Raw genomic sequence first — 19,052 nt, forward strand, 5'->3', positions numbered from 1 at the left:
TAACGGGGCCGGGCTATGCCTGGCCCCTGTTTTTTGACTGAGGGGGCGGCTAAGATAGCGGCAGTAGAAGAGAGGGTCACCATGCAGTCATTTAATTGGGTCGATATTGATGGCATTCGCTATAGCTGGGACGGGCAGGGCAGCATTACCTGCACCGGCCAGTTTGGCTATCAGGCAACCATGGCGGGTGACCGGATTGACGGGCTGGATCTTGAAAGCGAAGATGGCGACGTGGCGGGTTCTCTCAATGTGGACTTCGCGGCGGCCACCATCGTATTTAATCCGGCAATGGATGCTGAGCCACCTCACAGGGTGGTGCTGGTCGGGCATGATGAGGGGCAGCAGGAGTATTCGCTGCAGAGTTTGAGCCATGCCTGCTTGCAGGATCTGCTCATTCACTCCGACAGTATCGACTGTGCTCCACTGACCACATCCACGCTGGCAGACCCCATTAGCCAGGTACAGGGACATGTTCTGTCGTGGGATTCGTTCCATTTTGATGATGAAGACCTGATCACTTCCCGCAGTGTCGCACCTGTTGCCTCGAGTCATCCTGAGCCGATGGGCAATGAGATCAGCATCAGTATCGATATGACCAATCAGGTACTGGATCAGATACCGCCATTGCACGATATATGAATCCCATTCAGCCACGGGCATAATGACCTCACTCTAATTGATTGAGGTTTTTTTATATGTGGCGTTCCCTTCTTACCCTTTCCGCTCTGGTTGTCAGTGCTCCGTTATTCGCGCTCGAAGTACCGCAAGCCCCACATCTGGTGGTAAGTGGTTATGCCGAGCAAAAGGCCGAACCCGATATGCTGACCCTCAATGTTGCGGTCACTGCGTTGGAAAAGCAGGGCATCAAGGCCAAGCAGCAGGTCGATAGCAAGGTTGCGGCCTTCTTTGGTCAGCTGGAAGGGTTGGGCATCAAGCGCAGCGATGTGGAAGCGGGCAATCTGGTGATCTCTCCCGAGTATCAGTATCCGCAGAACAAGAAACCGGAACTGGTGGGATACCGTGCCCAGCGTCAACTCGCGGTCAAACTCTATCAGCTCGACAAACTGAGCGGGCTGATGGATACCGCTCTCAAGGCGGGTCTGGAGTCAGTCTCCCAGATTGAGTACGGTCTCAAGTCGCCGCAGATCATCAAGGAGCAGGCTCGTATTGGTGCGGTCGAGGATGCCAAGAACAAGGCGGAGTCCCTGGCCAAGGCGTTCGGCATGAAGCTTGGCAAGGTTTACAGCGTGGAGTACCGCAACAATACCCCCATGCCCATCTATAGCCGTGCACTCAAGGCCGCCGCCATGGCCCCTGCCGCCGACATGATGGAAAACAGTTATCAACAGCAGCAGATCAGCATCACGGACAACGTGGAAGCTGTCTTCCTGCTGGAGTAAGGGGATGGCCTCCGGCCCTGTCCCTCACCGGTCCCAAGCCCGAGGCTCACCCCTCGGGCTTGTTGTTTTTACGGCAGTTGTTTGCGCGCATCAGCGAGCAAGTGATATCGCCTGGCGGGCAGCAGGCTCCCATTCTTGCAGACTTGATGACAGGCTTGATGGCTTGCATCCCTGTACTGAGCGTCTGGCAGCAGGTAGAAGATGGATAGAAAAATGCCGGTCAGTGACCGGCATTTGAATAACGAGCGTCGGAAAAATCAGCCAAGGTCGGCGGCAAGACGTCCCTGACGTTTCAGCTTGAGTTGATAACCGATGGCCAGCACGACGATCCAGACCGGGATGAGCAGCACCGAGATCTGGATGCCCGGGGTCAGATACATGATGACCAGAATACCGACCATGAAGGCGAGGCAGAGGTAGTTACCCAGTGGATACCAGAACGCCTTGAACTTGGGCTCAACCCCTTCGGCCTGCTTGCTCTTGCGAAACTTCAGGTGCGCAAGGCTTATCATGGCCCAGTTGATGACCAGTGCCGAAACCACCAGTGCCATCAGCAGCTCGAACGCCTTGCCCGGCATCAGGTAGTTGATCAGCACACACAAGAGCGTTGCCGCTGCGGAGACGGAGATTGCCACTACGGGCACACCGCTCTTGCTGGTTTTGAGCAGGCTGCGCGGGCCGTTGCCTTGCTTGGCCAGACCGAACAGCATGCGGCTGTTGCAGTAGACACAGCTGTTGTAGACCGACAATGCAGCGGTCAGCACCACCATGTTGAGCACGGTTGCCACCAGGTTGCTATCCAGCGCGTGGAAGATCATCACGAAGGGACTGCCGCCTTCCACGACCTTGCCCCAGGGATAGAGGGACATCAGCACGGCCAGGGCGCCAATGTAGAAAATCAGGATGCGGTAGATCACCTGATTGGTGGCCTTGGGAATGCTCTTCTCGGGGTCATCCGCCTCTGCGGCCGTGATCCCCACCAGCTCAAGGCCGCCGAACGAGAACATGATCACCGCCATCGCCATCACCAGACCGCTGATGCCGTTGGGGAAGAAACCGCCCTGGTCCCACAGATTGGTGATGCTGGCATCCGGTCCGCCGTTGCCGCTGGCGAGCAGGTAGCCGCCAAAGCCAATCATGCCGACGATGGCGACCACCTTGATGATGGCAAACCAGAACTCCATCTCGCCAAACGCCTTGACGTTGGAGAGGTTGATGGCGTTGATCAGCACGAAGAAGACGGCAGCCGACATCCAGGTCGGGATCTCGGGCCACCAGTACTGGACATAGATGCCTACCGCCGTCAGCTCGGCCATGCTCACCAGCACGTAGAGTACCCAGTAGTTCCAGCCGGAGGCGAAACCGGCGAAGTCACCCCAGTATTTGTAGGCAAAGTGGCTGAAGGAGCCCGCTACCGGCTCTTCCACCACCATCTCGCCCAGCTGGCGCATGATGAGAAAGGCGATAAAGCCGCCGATGGCATAGCCGAGCAGCACTGAGGGGCCCGCCATCTTGATGGTCTGGGCAATGCCGAGAAACAGGCCGGTACCTATGGCACCGCCCAATGCGATGAGCTGGATATGGCGGTTTTTCAGGCCGCGCTTCAGCTCCTCGCCGTCTTGTTGAAGATCCATTCTTCCTTCCTTACGTCTCTGATGTCACTCGTCTGTCATCTCGCCCGTCGAGTCACTCCATGTGACCTTGCACGGCAAAGCGTGCTTGAAACGTGACGAAATCCGTATTTATTTCGTTACGGTAGGTCGCTTGTTGTTTTTTGTAGCGGCTACCAACGGAAGCAGAATAGTGATGATCAGCCGTCAACGCACCTGTTTTCCTTATCATTCGTTGGTTTTTTCGGCATCAAGCAGGTTTTTCAGGACTCCAAATACAAAAAGAGGAGTGGCTGGCTGTATTGTGAACAATTGAATGCTGTTCAGTTGACTCTTTCAGTGATTCCTGTTTTATAAAGCCTCCTCCGTGAAAAGGACAGGCTTCATGCAACGTATTATTGGCAGCCTGCTGGCCGTCGCGCTCTGGTTGACGGTCTGGCTCTCGCCCCTGTTGCTTGCCATGGCGGCGGGATGCATGCTGGTTTGGGCAGTGCAGGGTGACGACTATCTGGTGATGCACTTTCGAACCGTGCTGCTGACAGCTGGCGCTGTTGGTTTACTGCCGGCGCTCTGGTTGACTGAACGAGTACGCAGGCGCTATGGCGTGCTCAACTTTTACGCCATGCTGATGAACAACAAGGAGTTGAACAGCATTGGCTCCCGTCCCCGCTAGCCACAAAAACGGAGCCATATGCTACTGCACTGGGCTCCGTTTTCATTTCTGTTTATCTGTCCCGTCAACTTGCCACCCGGTGTGAAGTCGGCAGTGCGTTGAGCTTCGGGATATTTTCCCCTTTCAGTAGAGCTGACGGCGCATGCCGGTAGCCTCCAGAATTTTCGCGCTTATCTCCTCCACCGAGTGAGAGCTGGTGTCGAGGAAGCGGATCGCCTCCTGGCGAAACAGCCGCTCCACGCTTGCCAGCTCCTGCTCGCACTGCTCCAGCGAAGAGTAGCGGCTGTTGGCGCGGCGCTGATTGCGGATCTCGTGCAACCGCTGGGGCGTTATGGTGAGGCCGAACAGCTTGTGGCGATTGGCCTTGAGGGCGGTGGGCAGCACCAGGGTGCCCATGTCCTGTTCGATAAAGGGATAGTTGGCGGCGCGAATGCCAAATTGCAGCGCCAGATAGAGGCTGGTCGGTGTCTTGCCGCAGCGGGAGACCCCGATGAGGATGATGTCCGCCTCCTCATACTCCTTGGTGGTGATGCCGTCGTCGTTGGCCAGTGCGAAGTTGACCGCCTCGATGCGATCGTCATAGAGCTTGCGGTTCTCCATGCCGTGGGTGCGATGCAGTCTCGGCTCGGCCTTGACCCCCAGCTCCTGCTCCAGCGGGCTGACGAAGGTGTTGAGAAAGTCGTGGCCGCTCGCCTGGGCCTTGAGCACCTCTTCCCGCACCTGCGGGTCGACTATGGTGTGAAACAGTATGGGGCGCAGCCCGGTCTGGCGGAACTGCTCGTCGATACGCGCCCGCACTTGCCTGGCTTTCTCCAGGGTCTCTACGAAGGGGATGGTGACTTGTTCGAACACCAGTGGAAACTGGCTCAACACGGCGTGACCGAATACTTCGGCCGTGATGGCAGTGCCGTCGGAAACATAGAATACGGTGTGCACGATGCGCTCCTGTGATGCGGGCTGGCGAGGTTGCGAGCAGTCAGTATCTCTCGAAACCATATCTATTTTGTCAACCGATCTGCTGTGCCCAAGTTGTGAAGTGGCTTGCAAACCTGAGTCGTTACCTTTTTGTGTTGGCATTGTAGAATGTCTGTGTCATTCGACCATCCCCAAATCTTGCTCGGGGATTTTTTTGACAATAAGTAGAAAACGTTTTCATGGTCGTTGGCAACAGTAGAAACGGACAATAACGCATATAACTCACGCACCTAATTTGGCGCAGAAGGTGCCATGGCACCCGAGCCCACCAACCTGGAGACATGCAAGTGCAACAGTACGTACTCTGGTACGAACAACTCGGAATGCAAGATGTAGAACGAGTTGGCGGCAAGAACGCATCCCTTGGCGAGATGATCAGCAACCTCTCTGGTGCCGGTGTATCCGTGCCGGGTGGCTTTGCGACCACGGCCTTTGCGTTTAACGAGTTTCTGGAGTCAAGCGGCCTCAATGGCAAGATCCATGATCTGCTCGATAACCTGGATGTGGACGACATAGGCGCCCTCAACCGGGCGGGTCAGCAGATCCGCGACTGGGTGATCGAAGCCCCGTTCCAGCCGGCACTGGAGCAGGCGATCTGCGCCGCCTACGACAAGCTGAGTGCGGGTCTGGATGCCTCTTTCGCGGTGCGCTCCTCCGCCACCGCCGAGGATATGCCGGACGCTTCCTTTGCCGGTCAGCAGGAGACCTTCCTCAACGTACGCGGCATCGATGCCGTCATGACTGCCGTCAAGCATGTGTTTGCTTCACTGTTCAACGACCGCGCCATCTCCTATCGGGTGCACCAGGGTTATGACCACAAGGGCGTGGCGCTTTCGGCCGGCGTCCAGCGCATGGTGCGCTCGGATCTCGCCGCCTCCGGCGTCATGTTCACTCTGGATACCGAATCCGGTTTCAACGACGTTGTCTTTATCACAGGCGCTCAGGGCCTGGGCGAGATGGTGGTGCAGGGCGCAGTCAACCCGGATGAGTTTTATGTGCACAAGCCAACCCTCAGGGGCGGGCGCCCTGCCGTGGTGCGCAAGACCCTCGGCTCCAAACTTATCAAGATGACCTACTCAGGCGATGCCGGTCATGGCCGTCAGGTGAAGATCGTCGACACCAGCGAGACCGAGCGCAACCGCTTCTGTATCACGGATGCCGAGGTGATGGAGCTGGCCAAGCAGGCCCTCATCATAGAGCAGCACTATGGTCGCCCCATGGATATCGAGTGGGCCAAGGATGGACAGGATGGCCAGCTCTACATAGTGCAGGCTCGCCCGGAAACGGTGCGCAGTCGCCAGGAGGCCAACACGCTCGAACGTTTTGCCCTTAAACAGGCGGGCAAGGTGCTGATCGAAGGGCGAGCCATCGGCCACAAGATTGGTGCGGGTCCGGCGCGGGTCATCTCCTCCATCAGCCAGATGGACGAGGTGCAGCCCGGCGATGTGCTGGTCACAGACATGACGGATCCGGACTGGGAGCCCATCATGAAGCGGGCCTCCGCCATCGTCACCAACCGGGGCGGGCGTACCTGTCACGCCGCCATCATTGCTCGGGAGCTGGGTATTCCGGCCGTGGTGGGTTGCGGCAACGCCACCGATCATATTGTCCCGGGTCAGCTCATCACCGTCTCCTGCGCGGAAGGGGATACCGGCTTCATCTATGACGGCGAGCTCGATTTCGATGTGGCTGTGACCGAAGTGGGCAACATGCCACCCTTGCCCATCAAGATCATGATGAACGTCGGCAATCCGGACCGGGCGTTTGATTTCGCCCAATTGCCCAATGCCGGTGTGGGTCTGGCGCGGCTCGAGTTCATCATCAATCGCATGATTGGTGTGCATCCCAAGGCCTTGCTGGAATTCGACCAGCAGAGCCCGGAGCTTCAGGCCACCATCCGCAAGATGATCGCAGGCTACGACAACCCGCGGGAATACTATGTCGCCAAGCTGACCGAGGGGATCGCCACTCTGGGTGCCGCGTTCTGGCCGGAGCGGGTCATAGTGAGGATGTCGGACTTCAAGTCCAACGAGTACGCCAATCTGGTCGGCGGGCGTGACTATGAGCCCCACGAAGAGAACCCCATGATAGGGTTCCGTGGCGCGGCACGTTACATAGCCGACAGTTTCCGTCCCTGCTTTGCGCTGGAGTGTGAAGCCATCAAGCGGGTGCGCGACGTCATGGGGTTGACCAACGTCGAGGTGATGATCCCCTTCGTGCGCACAGTGGATGAGGCCGCCCAGGTGATCGACATTCTGGCCGAGAACGGGCTGCGCCGTGGCGAGCGAGGATTGAAGGTGATCATGATGTGCGAGATCCCCTCCAACGCCCTGCTGGCGGATCAGTTCTTGCAGCACGTGGATGGCTTCTCCATAGGCTCCAACGACATGACCCAGCTTACGCTCGGACTGGACAGGGATTCGGGCCTCATCGCCCACCTGTTTGATGAACGCAACGAAGCGGTCAAGGCGTTGCTGTCGATGGCCATCCAGGCTGCGCGCAAGGCGGGAAAGTATGTCGGCATCTGCGGTCAGGGCCCCTCGGATCATCCTGACTTTGCCGCCTGGCTGGTCGAGCAGGGCATAGACTCTGTGTCCCTCAACCCGGATACAGTAGTCGATACCTGGCTCTATCTGGCCGAGCAGCACAAGGCTGGCTGAGTCTGTGTTGATTAACAACTGTGATAATAAAAACGGCGCCCTGACAGGGCGCCGTTTTTATCTTTTAATGACTGCTCTGTGTTATTTTTACGTCGTATTTTTACTTCTCTGCCAAAATAAGCGCGCCAGATCCTGATCTTACACTCCGTTACATAGGTTCACTGCCTCACCACGCCATAATAACCCTGCCATGTCATGGACAGACTGGCGGATCACCATATTCACCTCATGTCGGGTCAGGTTGAAAATATAGGTTCCACTTGTACTCGACCCATCAATAAATATGTTTCTTGTTATTAATGTGGCCAGGGCAGGCAAATGTCACAGAGCGTATCAAATCAAGTGATCAGAAGAATGCTGGCAGCCTGTCAGCAGCAAGGGGGAGATACGGATGCCATCCTAATGGCTGCCGGTCTGACGCCATTCGATATCCACCGTGAGCATGGCCGGATCCAGGCCCACAGCCATTACCGCATGCTGAGCCTGATGCAGCGGCATCTGAATGGCTTTCACGAGGGCATACTGTCTTACGATATCGCCGAGCTCTACCAGCACTATCCGGCGCTCATCAGCCTATGCCTGAACCAGCCGTCCCCTCGCGCCGCCATCGAAGCCCTGCTGGCCTATCGCACCGTCATCGGCAACTGCGACGATTTTCAGGTGAGGGAGGGAGCGTCTCACACCCGATATGAATATATCAATCAAGGGCCTGCCGCCCTGGGCGCCAGCCAGGCCATCCCCAATTTTGTCATCCTCTACCGGATTTTGCGGGTCTATGTGCCAAACCTGACGGTGTCGGTGGGGCTCATTGGCAAGCCGCTGGGCTCTCACCGCCAGCTGGATCACTTCTTTGGAACCCACTGTCGCTGGGATCAGCCTGGCAACACCCTGACCATAAGCAATGCCCTGCTGGATAGCCAAGCCGATGGTTATAACGGGCCTCTTTGCCGTTTGCAGACAAGCCAGCTTGAGCATATCTGCCTCGACATTGATGAGCGGGTGCCCTTTGCCAATCTGGTGGCTGACATGATCCGCCATAACATTCGCAGCGGTGTCATGGAATGCGATGACAATTTACTCAAGGATGTCTGTTCGGCCATGAATATCAGCCGCTGGACCCTGAACCGGAAATTGCAGGGGGAGGGCTGCAGCTTCTCGGCTATTTTGAAACAGGTCAAGATGATGGAGGCGTGCCGTTTATTGGGGGATGGGGACCAGCCACTGCAAAATATCAGCGACCTGATGGGTTTTTCCTCCCAGAGTGCCTTCAATCGTTTCTTCAAGGCCAATACCAATATGACGCCGTTGGCTTACCGAAATACTCGCCAATAATAACGGTGCTGGTCTCGTCAAGCTTTCCCCAGTACAGAAAATGGGAGCGCACGCTAACACGCCGCTCCCATCATTTTATGCTGTCACTGTCGCCGGCTTATTTGGTGACAGTGGTCACTGTGGCAGGGTCCACGCCTTCCGGCAGGGCCAGGGTGCCCGGGGTCGTGCTGCTCACCACTATCTCCTTGCTCACCGTGAAGGTGACCGGCGTGGTGGCGGAGACATCCGAAGAGGGGCTGATGTAGGCGCTGTAACTGCCCGGTTCCACTATCCACTGGTTGCTGGCCTCATCAAAGCTGGCGAGTATGCTGGCCGGGATGGTGAAGCTCAGCTGCTCGGCGGCGCCCGGTGCCAGCTGCTTGGTCTTGGCAAAGGCCTTGAGCTCTATGGTCGGTTTTTGCAGTTTGAGCTCGGGGGCGGTGACATAGACCTGGGCCGCCTCCTTGCCTGCCACGGCGCCTGTGTTGGTGATGGTTGCCGTCAGCACCAGGCTGCCGGCCGCGCCATCGGCCAGGGTATTGTTGGCGATGGCGCGGCTGGTGTAGCCGAAGCTGGTGTAGGAGAGGCCAAAGCCGAACGGGTAGGAAACCGCCTTGTCAAAGGTGCTGTAGTAGCGATAGCCCACATAGATCCCCTCGTTGTAGTAGAGATCGTCCGGCTCGCCGTCACCGTCGGTATCTTCACCCGGGAAGGTGCCGGCGGAGGGCACGCTGGCGTAGCTTAACGGGAAGCTCTGGGCCAGCTTGCCACTGGGGTTGACCGCCCCCGACAGCACGTCGGCCACCGCATGGCCGGTTTCCTGACCGGCCATGTAGGCCAACAGTATGGCGTCCACCTTGTGGCCCCACTGGGCTGTGTCGATGACGCCGTTGACGTTGAGCACTACCACCACCTTCTTGCCCTCGGCGTGGAAGGCGGTGCTCACCGCAGCGATAAGGGCGGTCTCGTCATCGCCGAGCAGGTAGTCGCCCTTGCTGTCGGTGCGATCCGCCCCCTCACCGGCCTGACGGCCTATGCTGATGACCGCCACATCCTGCTCACCGGCAGCCGTAGTGATCAGGCTGGCGAGTTCGGGGCTGACGGTGGCCTCATCGCAGGTGTAGTAGCCTTTGGCGCCGAATTGCCCCTCGTGATAGACCTTGTTGGCCTCATAAAAATCGCCGTAGTAAGTTTGCAGCGTGTCGTTGACCGGGAAACGGCTGGCCAGCCCCCGGGCTATGGTGGTGGTGCTGGCGGCGTTCACGTCCCCGCTGCCGGTGCCACCCTTGTAGGTGTTGATCTGGTTGATGCCAAAGCTGGCCACCTTGCTGGTCGCGGCTATGGGCAGGGCGGCGGCTTCGTTGCGCAGCAGCACCATGCTTTCGGCCCCGGCCTGGCGGGCCAGTTTGGCATGGGCGACCAGATCTGGGCTGTTGCTGACGGCCAGCTGGTTGTAAGAGGGACTCTTCATCACCTGGGTCAGGATATGGATGGCGGCCTCGGTCACCTTGGCCTCGTTGAGATCGCCCTGCTCGATGGATTGCTGCAACTGCTCCTTGACGTTGCCAGGTTCAATCAAATCCTGCCCTGCCAGCACCTGCTTGTAGGCGTTGTTGGCTACGTCGCCTGCGAACCAGTCTGACATCACTAGGCCGTCGAATTGCCACTCACCGCGCAGCACATCGGTCACGGCATCCTTGCGCTCGTTGACATAAGTGCCGTTGAACTTGTTGTAGGAGGTCATCACGGCCCAGGGCTGGGCTTCCTCCACCGCGATCTGGAAGCCGCGCAGGTAAATTTCACGGAAGGTTCTCGGCTCGCCGATGTCGTTGATCTGATTCCGGTTGGTCTCTGAGTTGTTGCCAAAGAAGTGCTTGATGGTAGTGCCCACCCCCTTGCTCTCCACCCCGTTGACCATGGCGGCACCGATTTTGCCGGTGAGCAGCGGGTCTTCCGAGTAGTATTCGAAGTTGCGGCCATTGAGCGGGTTGCGCTGAATGTTCATGCCGGGTGCCAGCAGGATGTCGACCCCGTACTGGCGCACCTCATCCCCCATGGCTTCCCCGACGGACTTGACCAGGTTGACGTCCCAGCTGGAGGCGAGCAGGGAGCCGATGGGCCAGGCGGTGGCGTAATAGGTGGCGCTGTCGCCGTCGCGGTTGGCGCTGATCCGCAGGCCCGCCGGGCCATCGGCCAGTTTCAGGGCCGGAATGTCGATGCCGTCGGCACTGCGCGCCACCCCGTTGATGTAGCCCGCTACCCCGGCGACATCCTGCTTGACGTTGATGGCGCCGTTGGCGCTGCCATACCCTGGGCCGGAGAGCAGGCTCAGTTTCTCGTCCAGGGTGAGCTTGGCCACCATGGCTTCGGCCTGGCCGCGGTAATAGGCGTCGTCTTTTACCAGGGGATCCGAGTCGTTCTGGTTGCAGCCAACCAGCAGCCCGGCGAGGGCCAGGCTGACACCGAGTGAAACCGCTTTCATTTTTGTCGTGATAGGCATGAAGACTTCCTCGTAACTGTCTGAATAAAAAGGCAAGTGCGATATCGACACCGGCAAGTGATCGGGCCGGGCGGCCGCTCTGATGGCGGGTTCCCATGGATATCGATGACGGCTCAGGGTGGACCAGGGTGCATGTGCAAGGGGGCAGCCATGGCCGGAGCCGCAGGCAGGTTAGCAAGTCGGGCTGGCTGCGCCTTGCCTTGGCGGAGCGAGAAATGTGCAGTTGGGAGCAAGGGTGCCAAGTTGTGACAGGGGTCGCATCACAGGCTGCGCGGCAGGGAGGGGAAAGGGGAGGCTGGATGGCCCACCATTGAGGATGGTGGCAACAGGGCGGTCCGGTTTGGGTTGCGATTTGCCGCGAGGTGCAGGGCGCAGACGCTCGGGCAGAAGAGAGGGGGCCAGCGGCCCCCTCGGCGTGTGCAAGATACCTCGCGCTTGTCAGCGCAAGGGCTTGCTCACTTTGGCTGTTTCAGTGCTCCGGCCAGTTCGATCTGCACCCTGACCCCTTGCTGCTTGAGCTGGGTGGCAATAGCGTTCAGATCCGAGCCTGGCTTGGCCTCCAGCAGGGCGATGCCGCCGCTGCTCTGCTTGAACTGCAGGCCGTGGCGGCCCGCCAGAGCCTTGGCCTGATTGTCATCGGCCTCGACCAGCAGGGTACCGCTGACGGTCAGCTCAGGGCTGGCGACCCCTTGCAGCAGGACGTCGCCGCTGCGCAGGGTCTGTTGTGGCACCTTGCCATCCAGACTGCGGGCGACCCGTTTCTTGCTGCCGTTATCCGGCGTCAGGTAGGTTTTGCCATTCACCTCTATGGTGTTGTACTGCTGGCCATCGATCACCACCGATTCGTCGGCCGTTGCGTGTACGCAGACCGAGGCCAGCAGGCTTGCCAAGGCAAGGCTGAGTAAGCTGTGTTTCATGTTATGACTCCTCTGTGATCAGGAACGGGCTGCGTCGTGACCGAGTACCCGCAGGGACCAGTCGAGCAGTTGACCCGGCTGGCTGTTGTTGCGCTCGGTCAGGGTACTGCGGGTGTTGGTTCTGCGATCGAGCAGCGAGACTTGGCGGCTGCCATTGGCCACGTCGGTCACCTCCAGGCGCCACTCGCCATGAGCCGGTTCGCCGTAGAACTTGTGGGAGAGCATGCGCATGTCACGCAGCCCCTTGGTGCGCACATAGCCCAGCTGCTGCCGGTCGAGGGATTGTCCCACCAGGCTGTTGTTGGGGTTGAGCAACACGCTGCGGGTACCGGATGGCGAGACCAGTTCGATCAGCAGGTCGGGCAGCCGCTGGTGATCCAGGCTCACCATCACCTGCACGGCCTCGACCGTCAATGGCTGATCGACCTGCGTGCTGGAGCGGGTCGGGCTGCTGCCCACATCCGGGATGGCGCCGACGGCGCGATCCCGTACCGTTACCTTTTGCCAGGGCAACTGCACCAGTGGTGGCAGCGGTTCGTGGCTGGCGGCGCTGGCCAGGGTCTTGTTCACATCCACCAGGCCGAAACCATAGCTCGGGCTGTACCAGAGGCCGGCCGCGTTGCGCTCCCATCCCTCCAGACCCGTCACCTGGCGGCGCTGGCCGTTGGCGGCCGTGTAGTTTATCTGCACGGGCCCCTGATTAGCGTCGAGCCGGGTGGCGTTGCGGGCCAGCAGGTCGCGCAGATCCCGCACCGACAAGTCCGGGTAGGCGGACATCAGCAGCGCCATGGCGCCTGTGGTGTTCGGAGTCGCCGAGGAGGTGCCGTTCATCACACCGTTGTAGTCGCAGCTGGCATCCAGTTGCGGGTTGTTGTGCAGCCGGTTGGTGCTGGGATCGTCCACCCGGTTGTAACCCATGTCGCAGCCGGGCAGATCCGTGGTCACCATGGCGGGCGCATCCGTGCCGTATTCCCCGCCGGGGGCGCTCAGGAAGACGTTGCTGCCTACGCTGGAGTAGGAAGAACGCACTCCGTCCGCGTTGATGGCGCTCACCACCAGGTTCCAGAAGTTGCTGTTGGAGGGATCTATATTGCTGTTCTCAAACGGCAGCTTGGGCAGGTTGCCGGTGCGGTTGAGCACATAGTTGCCAGCAGCAATACGGCTGAAGCCGTTGCCCGCCGCCTTGATATAGGCCGCGCCTTGCGCCTGCTGGGTCCGCTGTTCGAACAGGCGATCGAGCTGTACCTGATCCAGCCCGTTGGCCCCTTCTGGATCGACCAGGCTCATGCCGTAACTCTGGTTGAAGACCCGGTTGTCTGCGGTGACGGCGTTGCCGCCAAGGGCGTAGAGCCAATCTTTTTGCAACTGCTGGCTGTTGTCATCGAGCAGGTTGAAGCCTTGCAACTGGGCGCGGGGAGCTACCCCCAGGGTGCCTATGCTGTTGTCCACCGCGGCTATGATGCCGGATACCGAAGTGCCGTGGGCACTGTCCGGATCGGTCGGAGTCGGATCGTCGCTGCCGGTCACTACGTTACGTGAACCCTGGCGCACATTGTCGGCCAGATCCGGGTGCGCTATGGCTAGGCCATCGTCCACCACTGCCACATTGATGCCCTGACCCAGTACCTCGGTGCGGTGTGCCCACCAGAGGTTGAGATCATTGCCCGCCACGCCGCCGCGGGTGCTGAAGGCATTCTGGCCGCTGTTGAGAAGGTGCCACTGCTGGTCCTGCAGGGGATTGATGCCGGGCAGACAGCGCGCTGCGCTGCTGCGGCCGGTATCGAGTCCGGCCTCTTTGCCGGTGAGTGGGGTGCAACTCTCATTAGCCTGAACTGAAGCGATAGGCAGGGCCGAGAGCAGGGCCGAGATTGCCAACGCCAACGATGTTTTTCTCATTTATAAACTCCATCTTATATCGCACCGTCCTGGGTGCGACTGGCATCTATACACGGGAAAAACAGAGCCAAAAAGCGCTCATTTCAGTTCTGGGATAAGGCTCAAAAAAATCCCATTACAAATCTGTTTCAAACCATATGGGGGTTCCGGCGAATCCCTTTATGTGCTGTATTGAGAACTTTTCTCAGTTGCTGGCTGTTGATGCTTGTCTTTATAGATCAACATGTTATTAACTCATCATTCACCCTGGCTGCGGCTGTGCCGAGGCAGCTGCTTTGAGTTGGCCCTGATCGGATATGGCTCATCTCCAAGTTGGCGTTATGTGGCAGGCAAGCCTGCCATACCGAACAGCGGGTTTTGTGCCCAAGCGATAATAAAAACGGCGCCAGTGGCGCCGCGTTTGTGTGAGGAGCTGGCCGAGAGTGATCAGCCGCTATTTGATCAAGGCCAGGATCGGGCGAAACGCCGGATGGCGGCAATCCCCCAGCAGTTCATAGAGGCACATTTCCACCGAGGTGAGCCGCGCGCCACGAGTGGCCAGCTGAGCGATGGCCAAGTCGCGGTTGGCGGCGCTGCGGGACGACACCGCATCCACCACCAGGGATACATCGGCGCCGCTGCCGAGCAGCCCCAGCACAGTCTGGTAGACGCAGATATGAGCCTCTATGCCGCACACCAGCCAGTGACGTCTGCCGGTCCGGGCGAGGGCGGCTGCCACTGTCGGCTCCCCCAGCGCGCCGAAGCTGAATTTTGTCAGCACGGGGGCACAGCTCTGCAGCGGCTGCAACTCGGGCACCGTTGGCCCCAGCTTGTCCGGATTCTGTTCCAGCCAGACAACCGGCAAGCCCAGCGCCTGGGCCCCTTGTACCAGCCGTGCGCTATTGGCAATCAGGGCCGGGCTCCCCTCAACGAGCCGTGCCAGCTTGCCCTGAATATCGACGACCAGCAGGCCTGTGGTAGAGGCGGTCAGCATGATGTCTCCTTGGGTCAGATCAGTGTGTGGCGCCCAGTGGACGGATAACTGTTGTACGCGACTGGTTCCATAGATAGATGAGGGTCAACGCGATGGCGGTACCGATCGGCAAGGCGAACAGATGCAGCGCAATAAAGCACCAGAAGACGACCTTGAAGCCCTTCACCGGCTCGGTGAGCCCGCGATAAGCTATATAGTTGAATGCCATGATAAACAACCCAATGGCCAGTGCGAGGCCGATGCTGACCCCCTGTGACGGGGCTGATCCGGCCGGGTGCAGCGGGCTGACCGTGACGACGGACCATGCAACAAACGCTACCATGGCCAAAGAAAAAAGTGTCGAAGCGATAAAGATACCTTTGGCGATCAGCTGTTGTTTGGGGCTCATGAATACTCCTTGAATAGGGTGTGGTCTTGCTCCCTGCTCGTGATTTAGCGTGCCTTCCATGTTGTTCGCTATTGACATGGTGGCGTATAAAATATGAGTCACGGCACCCTGTCGATGAGGCTTATAAAACTACCGGCAATGCCAGCATCAGTCAAAAATAAAGTAATTCAAATTGTAAATTCAGTAACAGCCAGAAAAATTCTAGAACGCCTGTTGAAGCACTCAATCTCGACTTGTTAGCCAGAGAATAATCAGCTTGTTACATCAACCAAAGCGACGGTTAAATGCCTCCTTGCTAACTTTTCTCTCCATCTGAGAGTTGCATTTTGGACAAAGCGTTTGCTTCTTTCCATCGATTGTCCATTTATAATATGTCTTCTTTATAGACTGCCCACAAATACTGCAAGATGATGGCTTTCCAAAAAAATACCTATCACGGCAAAAATAATTATTGCAACCAACCATTCCATTCGTATATTCCTTAATCAAGTTGAAAGCTGGTTATGATGTTCAAAAACAGTTGTGTGGTGCAGATCAATCTTTTCATTGATATAACAGTCGGTAGACTTGACCAGATCTCTGATAAATCTGATCACTTTTTCTAGTTCATCACGCTTTATAAGATGAGGAGCCGGTACGCCAGTGCTGATTGGCTTTGAACGATGTGCTGCATCACCACGTTTTTTAATCCATTGATTGAGTGTTGAGCGGGCTTTATCTGGTTCGTAGTTCGACCAGCGCCACCCCTCGGTCACATCAAAGCCAAGATAATCCATGAATATTTTTTTCGTTTTATCTGAGCTTGGATTATGAAAGGATTTTAAATCTGTATGCAATTTCTTCAAGATGAAGTCACCCAGGTAACTACCCTGCACTATGGCTAGTTTTTTATGCATTTCCTCAACCAATCTATCTTCCACATAGGTTTCCCAAGCGGTGAGCGCCATTACCAGTCCAGCTCTTTTTAAAACTTCACTGCTGGGTGGTGGTGGGTTGGCGTTTATACTATCAAAATGAGCTAGCAGCTCTTCAGCATCTTTAATTGCATATTCGAATCCTTGAATCGCTTTTGACATATTCCTTGTCCCTGTTTGTAATGTTAGCTTCTTGTTCAGGCATTTAGAACTGCTCAACATCGACATGTATCATCATTAAATATATGCCACTGCCTCTACATTGTTCCCATCAGGATCAAGCAAGAATGCGGCGTAATAATCAGGAGCATAGTGGGCACGAAAGCCGGGTTGTCCGTTGCAGCGAAAACCCGCCTGGATACCCGCCAGGTGAAAAGCATCGACTTGTGCCTGAGTCGTGGCGCTGAAGGCAAGATGGCAGTGTGTATGTCGCTCGAACCTTTCGATCAAAAAGCTCACCTTGTCACGGCCGTTCAGGCCAAAACCGGCAGCAGCGTCATCTGCCCACTTGAGTTCCACATGCAGTGGATGGAGTACGGTTTGGTAGAAGCGCTTGCAGTCGTCAAAATGCACTGTCTTGATTTCAACGTGATCGATCACGGTAACTCCTCGACGGATTGAATAAGACTATCTCCTGCTATGCGAGCTATCAGGGCTATGCTGCCAAGATAGACGCTACCGCCCCTGGATGACGCTGCCAGTGAGCACCTTCTTCAGCAAGGTGAGCCTGACAAAGGGCTCTGGCCACCCAGACCCGACTGATGATTACAATAAGCCAGTTGAGGCCGGTTCGGGGAGGAGGCAAAAGTAATAACTGTGTGGTTTATCAAATATTTTCGGTTTGGGCACTCAACAGGGTTGAAAGCCGGGCTTAGCTGCCGCTCGGTTAAGCTTGCCCTGTTTTGTTGCTTGGCGATGGGAAGAGGCTCTGTTATGGTTGCATGCATTAGCCGTTTGGATGGCTGGATGGTTGTAGCGAGAAGCCTATTGTGGTCGTCGCCGTCATCCTGTCACCTTTTGATGAGTATTTTGACAGGGAGTCCCTTATGCAGCGTCGTTCCTTTTTTACCCTCTCAGCGCTGGCACTGCTGGCCAGTAGCCTGCCGTTTTCCGTTCTTGCCGCCGATCCGGCCAAGAAAGAGATAGTGATTGGCACGACTGTGGGGGATTTTGCCGACATGGTGACCGATTCCATCAAGCCGCAGCTGGAGGCCAAGGGCTACAAGGTCAAACTGGTGGAATTCACCGACTACGTGACCCCCAATATCGCGCTGGCCGATGGATCGCTCGATGTGAACTGCTTCCAGCACAAACCCTATCTGGAGAGTTTTTCAAAAGACAGGGGTCTGTCACTGGCTCCCGTCACCCAGGTGCCGACCGGCCCCATGGGTCTCTACGCCGGCAAGCTGGGCGAGCTGAAGGCGTTGAAAGAGGGGAGCACGGTCGCCATCCCCAACGACCCGACCAATCAGGCGCGTGCTCTGCTGATGCTGCAGGATCTGGGCTGGCTCACCCTCAAGGAGGGGATCAACCCGCTCAAGGCGAGCGAGTTTGATGTGGCGAAAAATCCGCACAATATCAAGCTGATCCAGCTGGAAGCTGCGCAACTGCCGCGTTCGCGGGAGGACGTGGACTTCTCCGTCATCAACGGCAACTTCGCCGCCTCCAGCGGCATTGCGTTCAGCGAGGGTCTGTTCCTCGAGCGCAGCTACAACTTCATCAACTGGGTGGTAGTGAAAAGCGCCGATGCCGATCAGCCATTCGCCAAGGACGTGGCGGCTGCTTACAACTCCCCCGAGTTCAAGGCCTATGCCGCCAAGCGCTTCGTGGGTTACAAGTATCCCGAGGGCTGGCAGGGGCAGAGTGCCAGCAACTGAGCCTGGCTATCGGTATGTGACGTTATCGCACCAACAAAAACGGGCACCAGAAGGTGCCCGTTTTTGTTGGCATGGTCATAGACGTCAGTAGCGGCGCAGCCACCAGCGGGCGGCAAACAGGGCGGTCAGGCTGCCGAGCAGGGCGCTCGCCAGCACGTCCATCGGCCAGTGCATGCCGATCAGCATGCGCGACAGGCCTATGCCCAGTGCCCACAGTGGCAGCAGCCAGACCCCTGAAGGGGCGCGGGCCAGCCAGATCAGGCCGAAGAACTGGGCGAGACTCATGGCGGCGATACTGTGGCCGGAGGGAAAGGCGTAGTTCACTTCTGCCTGCCAGTGGTCCGTGAGCCATTCGGGCAGGGCCAGCAAGAGGCTCGCCGCATGCACCTGTTCGCTGCGTACCTCGACACTGCCTGAGTAGAACTGCTGGATGGCGGGGATCAGACTCTGGCCCTCCAGCCAGAGCAAATAAGGGCGCGGCTCCTGGGTCAGGTGCTTGATGATGCTTTTGATGGCCCAGTCGCCAGCGAGCATGGCAAACAGGGCGCAGACCAGTGCCAGCATGGCGGGCAGGCTCAGCGTCAGCTTGTGTCGGGTCAGCAGCAAGAGGGCGGCAATGCTGATGGCAATGCCGGGCACATCCACCATGCGGGTGAGGGCGTAGGGCCACCACAACCAGCCCGATTGCAGGGCCTGGCTCATAAAGGGTTGCCAGGGCAGGCAGGCCAGCAACAGCAGCGGCAGGATCAGGGCGGCGCTGAAACCAAGCACCTGACGGCGCGGCAACGAAGAGGCATGAGTCGGCATAACAAGGCTCGTAACAGGTGCGCGTTAAACGGGCAGGAAAAAAGAGGCGTCATTGTGCCAGCCTCGGCGGGTCGGTCAAGTCGCGCTGGTCTGGCTGTAACATGGGCTTACAAATGAGTGTCACCCGGGCCGACATGGCAATACGGACGTG

The 19,052-nt window shown here is 57.8% G+C and carries 16 protein-coding genes; 6 read left to right on the forward strand and 10 right to left on the reverse strand.

What is annotated here, in order from left to right; translation table 11 throughout:
* Positions 1-81: 81 nt before the first annotated feature.
* Positions 82-639: a hypothetical protein gene (locus ONZ54_RS09045; RefSeq protein WP_271787983.1), complete on the forward strand. Its 558-nt coding sequence runs from the start codon at positions 82-84 to the stop codon at positions 637-639.
* Positions 640-695: 56 nt separating this feature from the next.
* Positions 696-1,400, forward strand: a complete 705-nt coding sequence (locus ONZ54_RS09050; protein ID WP_021140495.1) for an SIMPL domain-containing protein — start codon at positions 696-698, stop codon at positions 1,398-1,400.
* 257 nt (positions 1,401-1,657) lie between these two features.
* Here ONZ54_RS09050 and ONZ54_RS09055 read toward each other — a convergent pair whose 3' ends face one another.
* A complete protein-coding gene (locus ONZ54_RS09055) occupies positions 1,658-3,034 on the reverse strand; it encodes an amino acid permease (protein WP_271787984.1) in 1,377 nt (458 codons plus the stop codon).
* 361 nt (positions 3,035-3,395) lie between these two features.
* Here ONZ54_RS09055 and ONZ54_RS09060 point away from each other — a divergent pair, with 361 nt between their 5' ends.
* Complete coding sequence (locus ONZ54_RS09060; RefSeq protein WP_096118289.1) at positions 3,396-3,683, forward strand: hypothetical protein; 288 nt, start codon at positions 3,396-3,398, stop codon at positions 3,681-3,683.
* A gap of 123 nt (positions 3,684-3,806) precedes the next feature.
* On the opposite strand, the gene ppsR is transcribed toward ONZ54_RS09060, so the two are convergent.
* The gene (gene ppsR, locus ONZ54_RS09065; RefSeq protein WP_219593709.1) at positions 3,807-4,619 is read right to left on the reverse strand and encodes a posphoenolpyruvate synthetase regulatory kinase/phosphorylase PpsR; all 813 of its coding nucleotides are present in this window, start codon (positions 4,617-4,619) and stop codon (positions 3,807-3,809) included.
* Positions 4,620-4,939: 320 nt separating this feature from the next.
* On the opposite strand from ppsR, the gene ppsA reads away from it, so the two are divergent.
* Complete coding sequence (gene ppsA, locus ONZ54_RS09070; protein WP_271787985.1) at positions 4,940-7,318, forward strand: phosphoenolpyruvate synthase; 2,379 nt, start codon at positions 4,940-4,942, stop codon at positions 7,316-7,318.
* A 354-nt stretch (positions 7,319-7,672) separates the two neighbouring features.
* Positions 7,673-8,650, forward strand: a complete 978-nt coding sequence (locus tag ONZ54_RS09075; RefSeq protein WP_271787986.1) for an AraC family transcriptional regulator — start codon at positions 7,673-7,675, stop codon at positions 8,648-8,650.
* 97 nt (positions 8,651-8,747) lie between these two features.
* On the opposite strand, the gene ONZ54_RS09080 is transcribed toward ONZ54_RS09075, so the two are convergent.
* The 7 genes from ONZ54_RS09080 to ONZ54_RS09110 form a co-directional block, all read right to left on the reverse strand.
* A complete protein-coding gene (locus ONZ54_RS09080; protein WP_271787987.1) occupies positions 8,748-11,129 on the reverse strand; it encodes a beta-glucosidase family protein in 2,382 nt (793 codons plus the stop codon).
* A gap of 455 nt (positions 11,130-11,584) precedes the next feature.
* Positions 11,585-12,046: a serine protease chaperone gene (locus ONZ54_RS09085; RefSeq protein WP_005310548.1), complete on the reverse strand. Its 462-nt coding sequence runs from the start codon at positions 12,044-12,046 to the stop codon at positions 11,585-11,587.
* An 18-nt stretch (positions 12,047-12,064) separates the two neighbouring features.
* Positions 12,065-13,942, reverse strand: coding sequence for a serine protease Asp (gene asp / locus ONZ54_RS09090; protein ID WP_271787988.1), 1,878 nt, complete (start codon positions 13,940-13,942; stop codon positions 12,065-12,067).
* A 433-nt stretch (positions 13,943-14,375) separates the two neighbouring features.
* Positions 14,376-14,915 (reverse strand): hydrolase, encoded by a 540-nt coding sequence (locus ONZ54_RS09095; protein WP_271787989.1) that lies wholly within the window; start codon positions 14,913-14,915, stop codon positions 14,376-14,378.
* Between the two features lie 19 nt (positions 14,916-14,934).
* Positions 14,935-15,303, reverse strand: coding sequence for a hypothetical protein (locus ONZ54_RS09100; protein WP_271787990.1), 369 nt, complete (start codon positions 15,301-15,303; stop codon positions 14,935-14,937).
* A gap of 485 nt (positions 15,304-15,788) precedes the next feature.
* A complete protein-coding gene (locus tag ONZ54_RS09105; protein WP_271787991.1) occupies positions 15,789-16,379 on the reverse strand; it encodes a HEPN domain-containing protein in 591 nt (196 codons plus the stop codon).
* Between the two features lie 75 nt (positions 16,380-16,454).
* Entirely contained in the window at positions 16,455-16,817 is a 363-nt protein-coding gene (locus ONZ54_RS09110) for a VOC family protein (protein ID WP_212539915.1), read from the reverse strand.
* A 446-nt stretch (positions 16,818-17,263) separates the two neighbouring features.
* On the opposite strand from ONZ54_RS09110, the gene ONZ54_RS09115 reads away from it, so the two are divergent.
* Positions 17,264-18,094, forward strand: coding sequence for a MetQ/NlpA family ABC transporter substrate-binding protein (locus ONZ54_RS09115; protein ID WP_271787992.1), 831 nt, complete (start codon positions 17,264-17,266; stop codon positions 18,092-18,094).
* 84 nt (positions 18,095-18,178) lie between these two features.
* Here ONZ54_RS09115 and ONZ54_RS09120 read toward each other — a convergent pair whose 3' ends face one another.
* Positions 18,179-18,901 (reverse strand): phosphatase PAP2 family protein, encoded by a 723-nt coding sequence (locus ONZ54_RS09120; RefSeq protein WP_017412529.1) that lies wholly within the window; start codon positions 18,899-18,901, stop codon positions 18,179-18,181.
* Between the last annotated feature and the right edge of the window lie 151 nt (positions 18,902-19,052).

The organism is Aeromonas salmonicida (assembly GCF_028355655.1).
GTDB classification, from domain to species: Bacteria; Pseudomonadota; Gammaproteobacteria; order Enterobacterales; family Aeromonadaceae; genus Aeromonas; species Aeromonas salmonicida.

Bases quoted from the DNA above. Each gene is read 5' to 3' on its own strand.
- ONZ54_RS09095 (WP_271787989.1), bottom strand. From the start codon at position 14,915: ATGCTGACCGCCTCTACCACAGGCCTGCTGGTCGTCGATATTCAGGGC.
- ONZ54_RS09085 (WP_005310548.1), bottom strand. From the start codon at position 12,046: ATGAAACACAGCTTACTCAGCCTTGCCTTGGCAAGCCTGCTGGCCTCG.
- ONZ54_RS09120 (WP_017412529.1), bottom strand. From the start codon at position 18,901: ATGCCGACTCATGCCTCTTCGTTGCCGCGCCGTCAGGTGCTTGGTTTC.
- ONZ54_RS09100 (WP_271787990.1), bottom strand. From the start codon at position 15,303: ATGAGCCCCAAACAACAGCTGATCGCCAAAGGTATCTTTATCGCTTCG.
- ONZ54_RS09050 (WP_021140495.1), top strand. From the start codon at position 696: ATGTGGCGTTCCCTTCTTACCCTTTCCGCTCTGGTTGTCAGTGCTCCG.
- ONZ54_RS09055 (WP_271787984.1), bottom strand. From the start codon at position 3,034: ATGGATCTTCAACAAGACGGCGAGGAGCTGAAGCGCGGCCTGAAAAAC.
- ONZ54_RS09075 (WP_271787986.1), top strand. From the start codon at position 7,673: ATGCTGGCAGCCTGTCAGCAGCAAGGGGGAGATACGGATGCCATCCTA.
- ONZ54_RS09060 (WP_096118289.1), top strand. From the start codon at position 3,396: ATGCAACGTATTATTGGCAGCCTGCTGGCCGTCGCGCTCTGGTTGACG.
- ppsA (WP_271787985.1), top strand. From the start codon at position 4,940: ATGCAAGTGCAACAGTACGTACTCTGGTACGAACAACTCGGAATGCAA.
- ONZ54_RS09115 (WP_271787992.1), top strand. From the start codon at position 17,264: ATGCAGCGTCGTTCCTTTTTTACCCTCTCAGCGCTGGCACTGCTGGCC.
- ONZ54_RS09105 (WP_271787991.1), bottom strand. From the start codon at position 16,379: ATGTCAAAAGCGATTCAAGGATTCGAATATGCAATTAAAGATGCTGAA.
- ONZ54_RS09080 (WP_271787987.1), bottom strand. From the start codon at position 11,129: ATGCCTATCACGACAAAAATGAAAGCGGTTTCACTCGGTGTCAGCCTG.
- ONZ54_RS09045 (WP_271787983.1), top strand. From the start codon at position 82: ATGCAGTCATTTAATTGGGTCGATATTGATGGCATTCGCTATAGCTGG.
- asp (WP_271787988.1), bottom strand. From the start codon at position 13,942: ATGAGAAAAACATCGTTGGCGTTGGCAATCTCGGCCCTGCTCTCGGCC.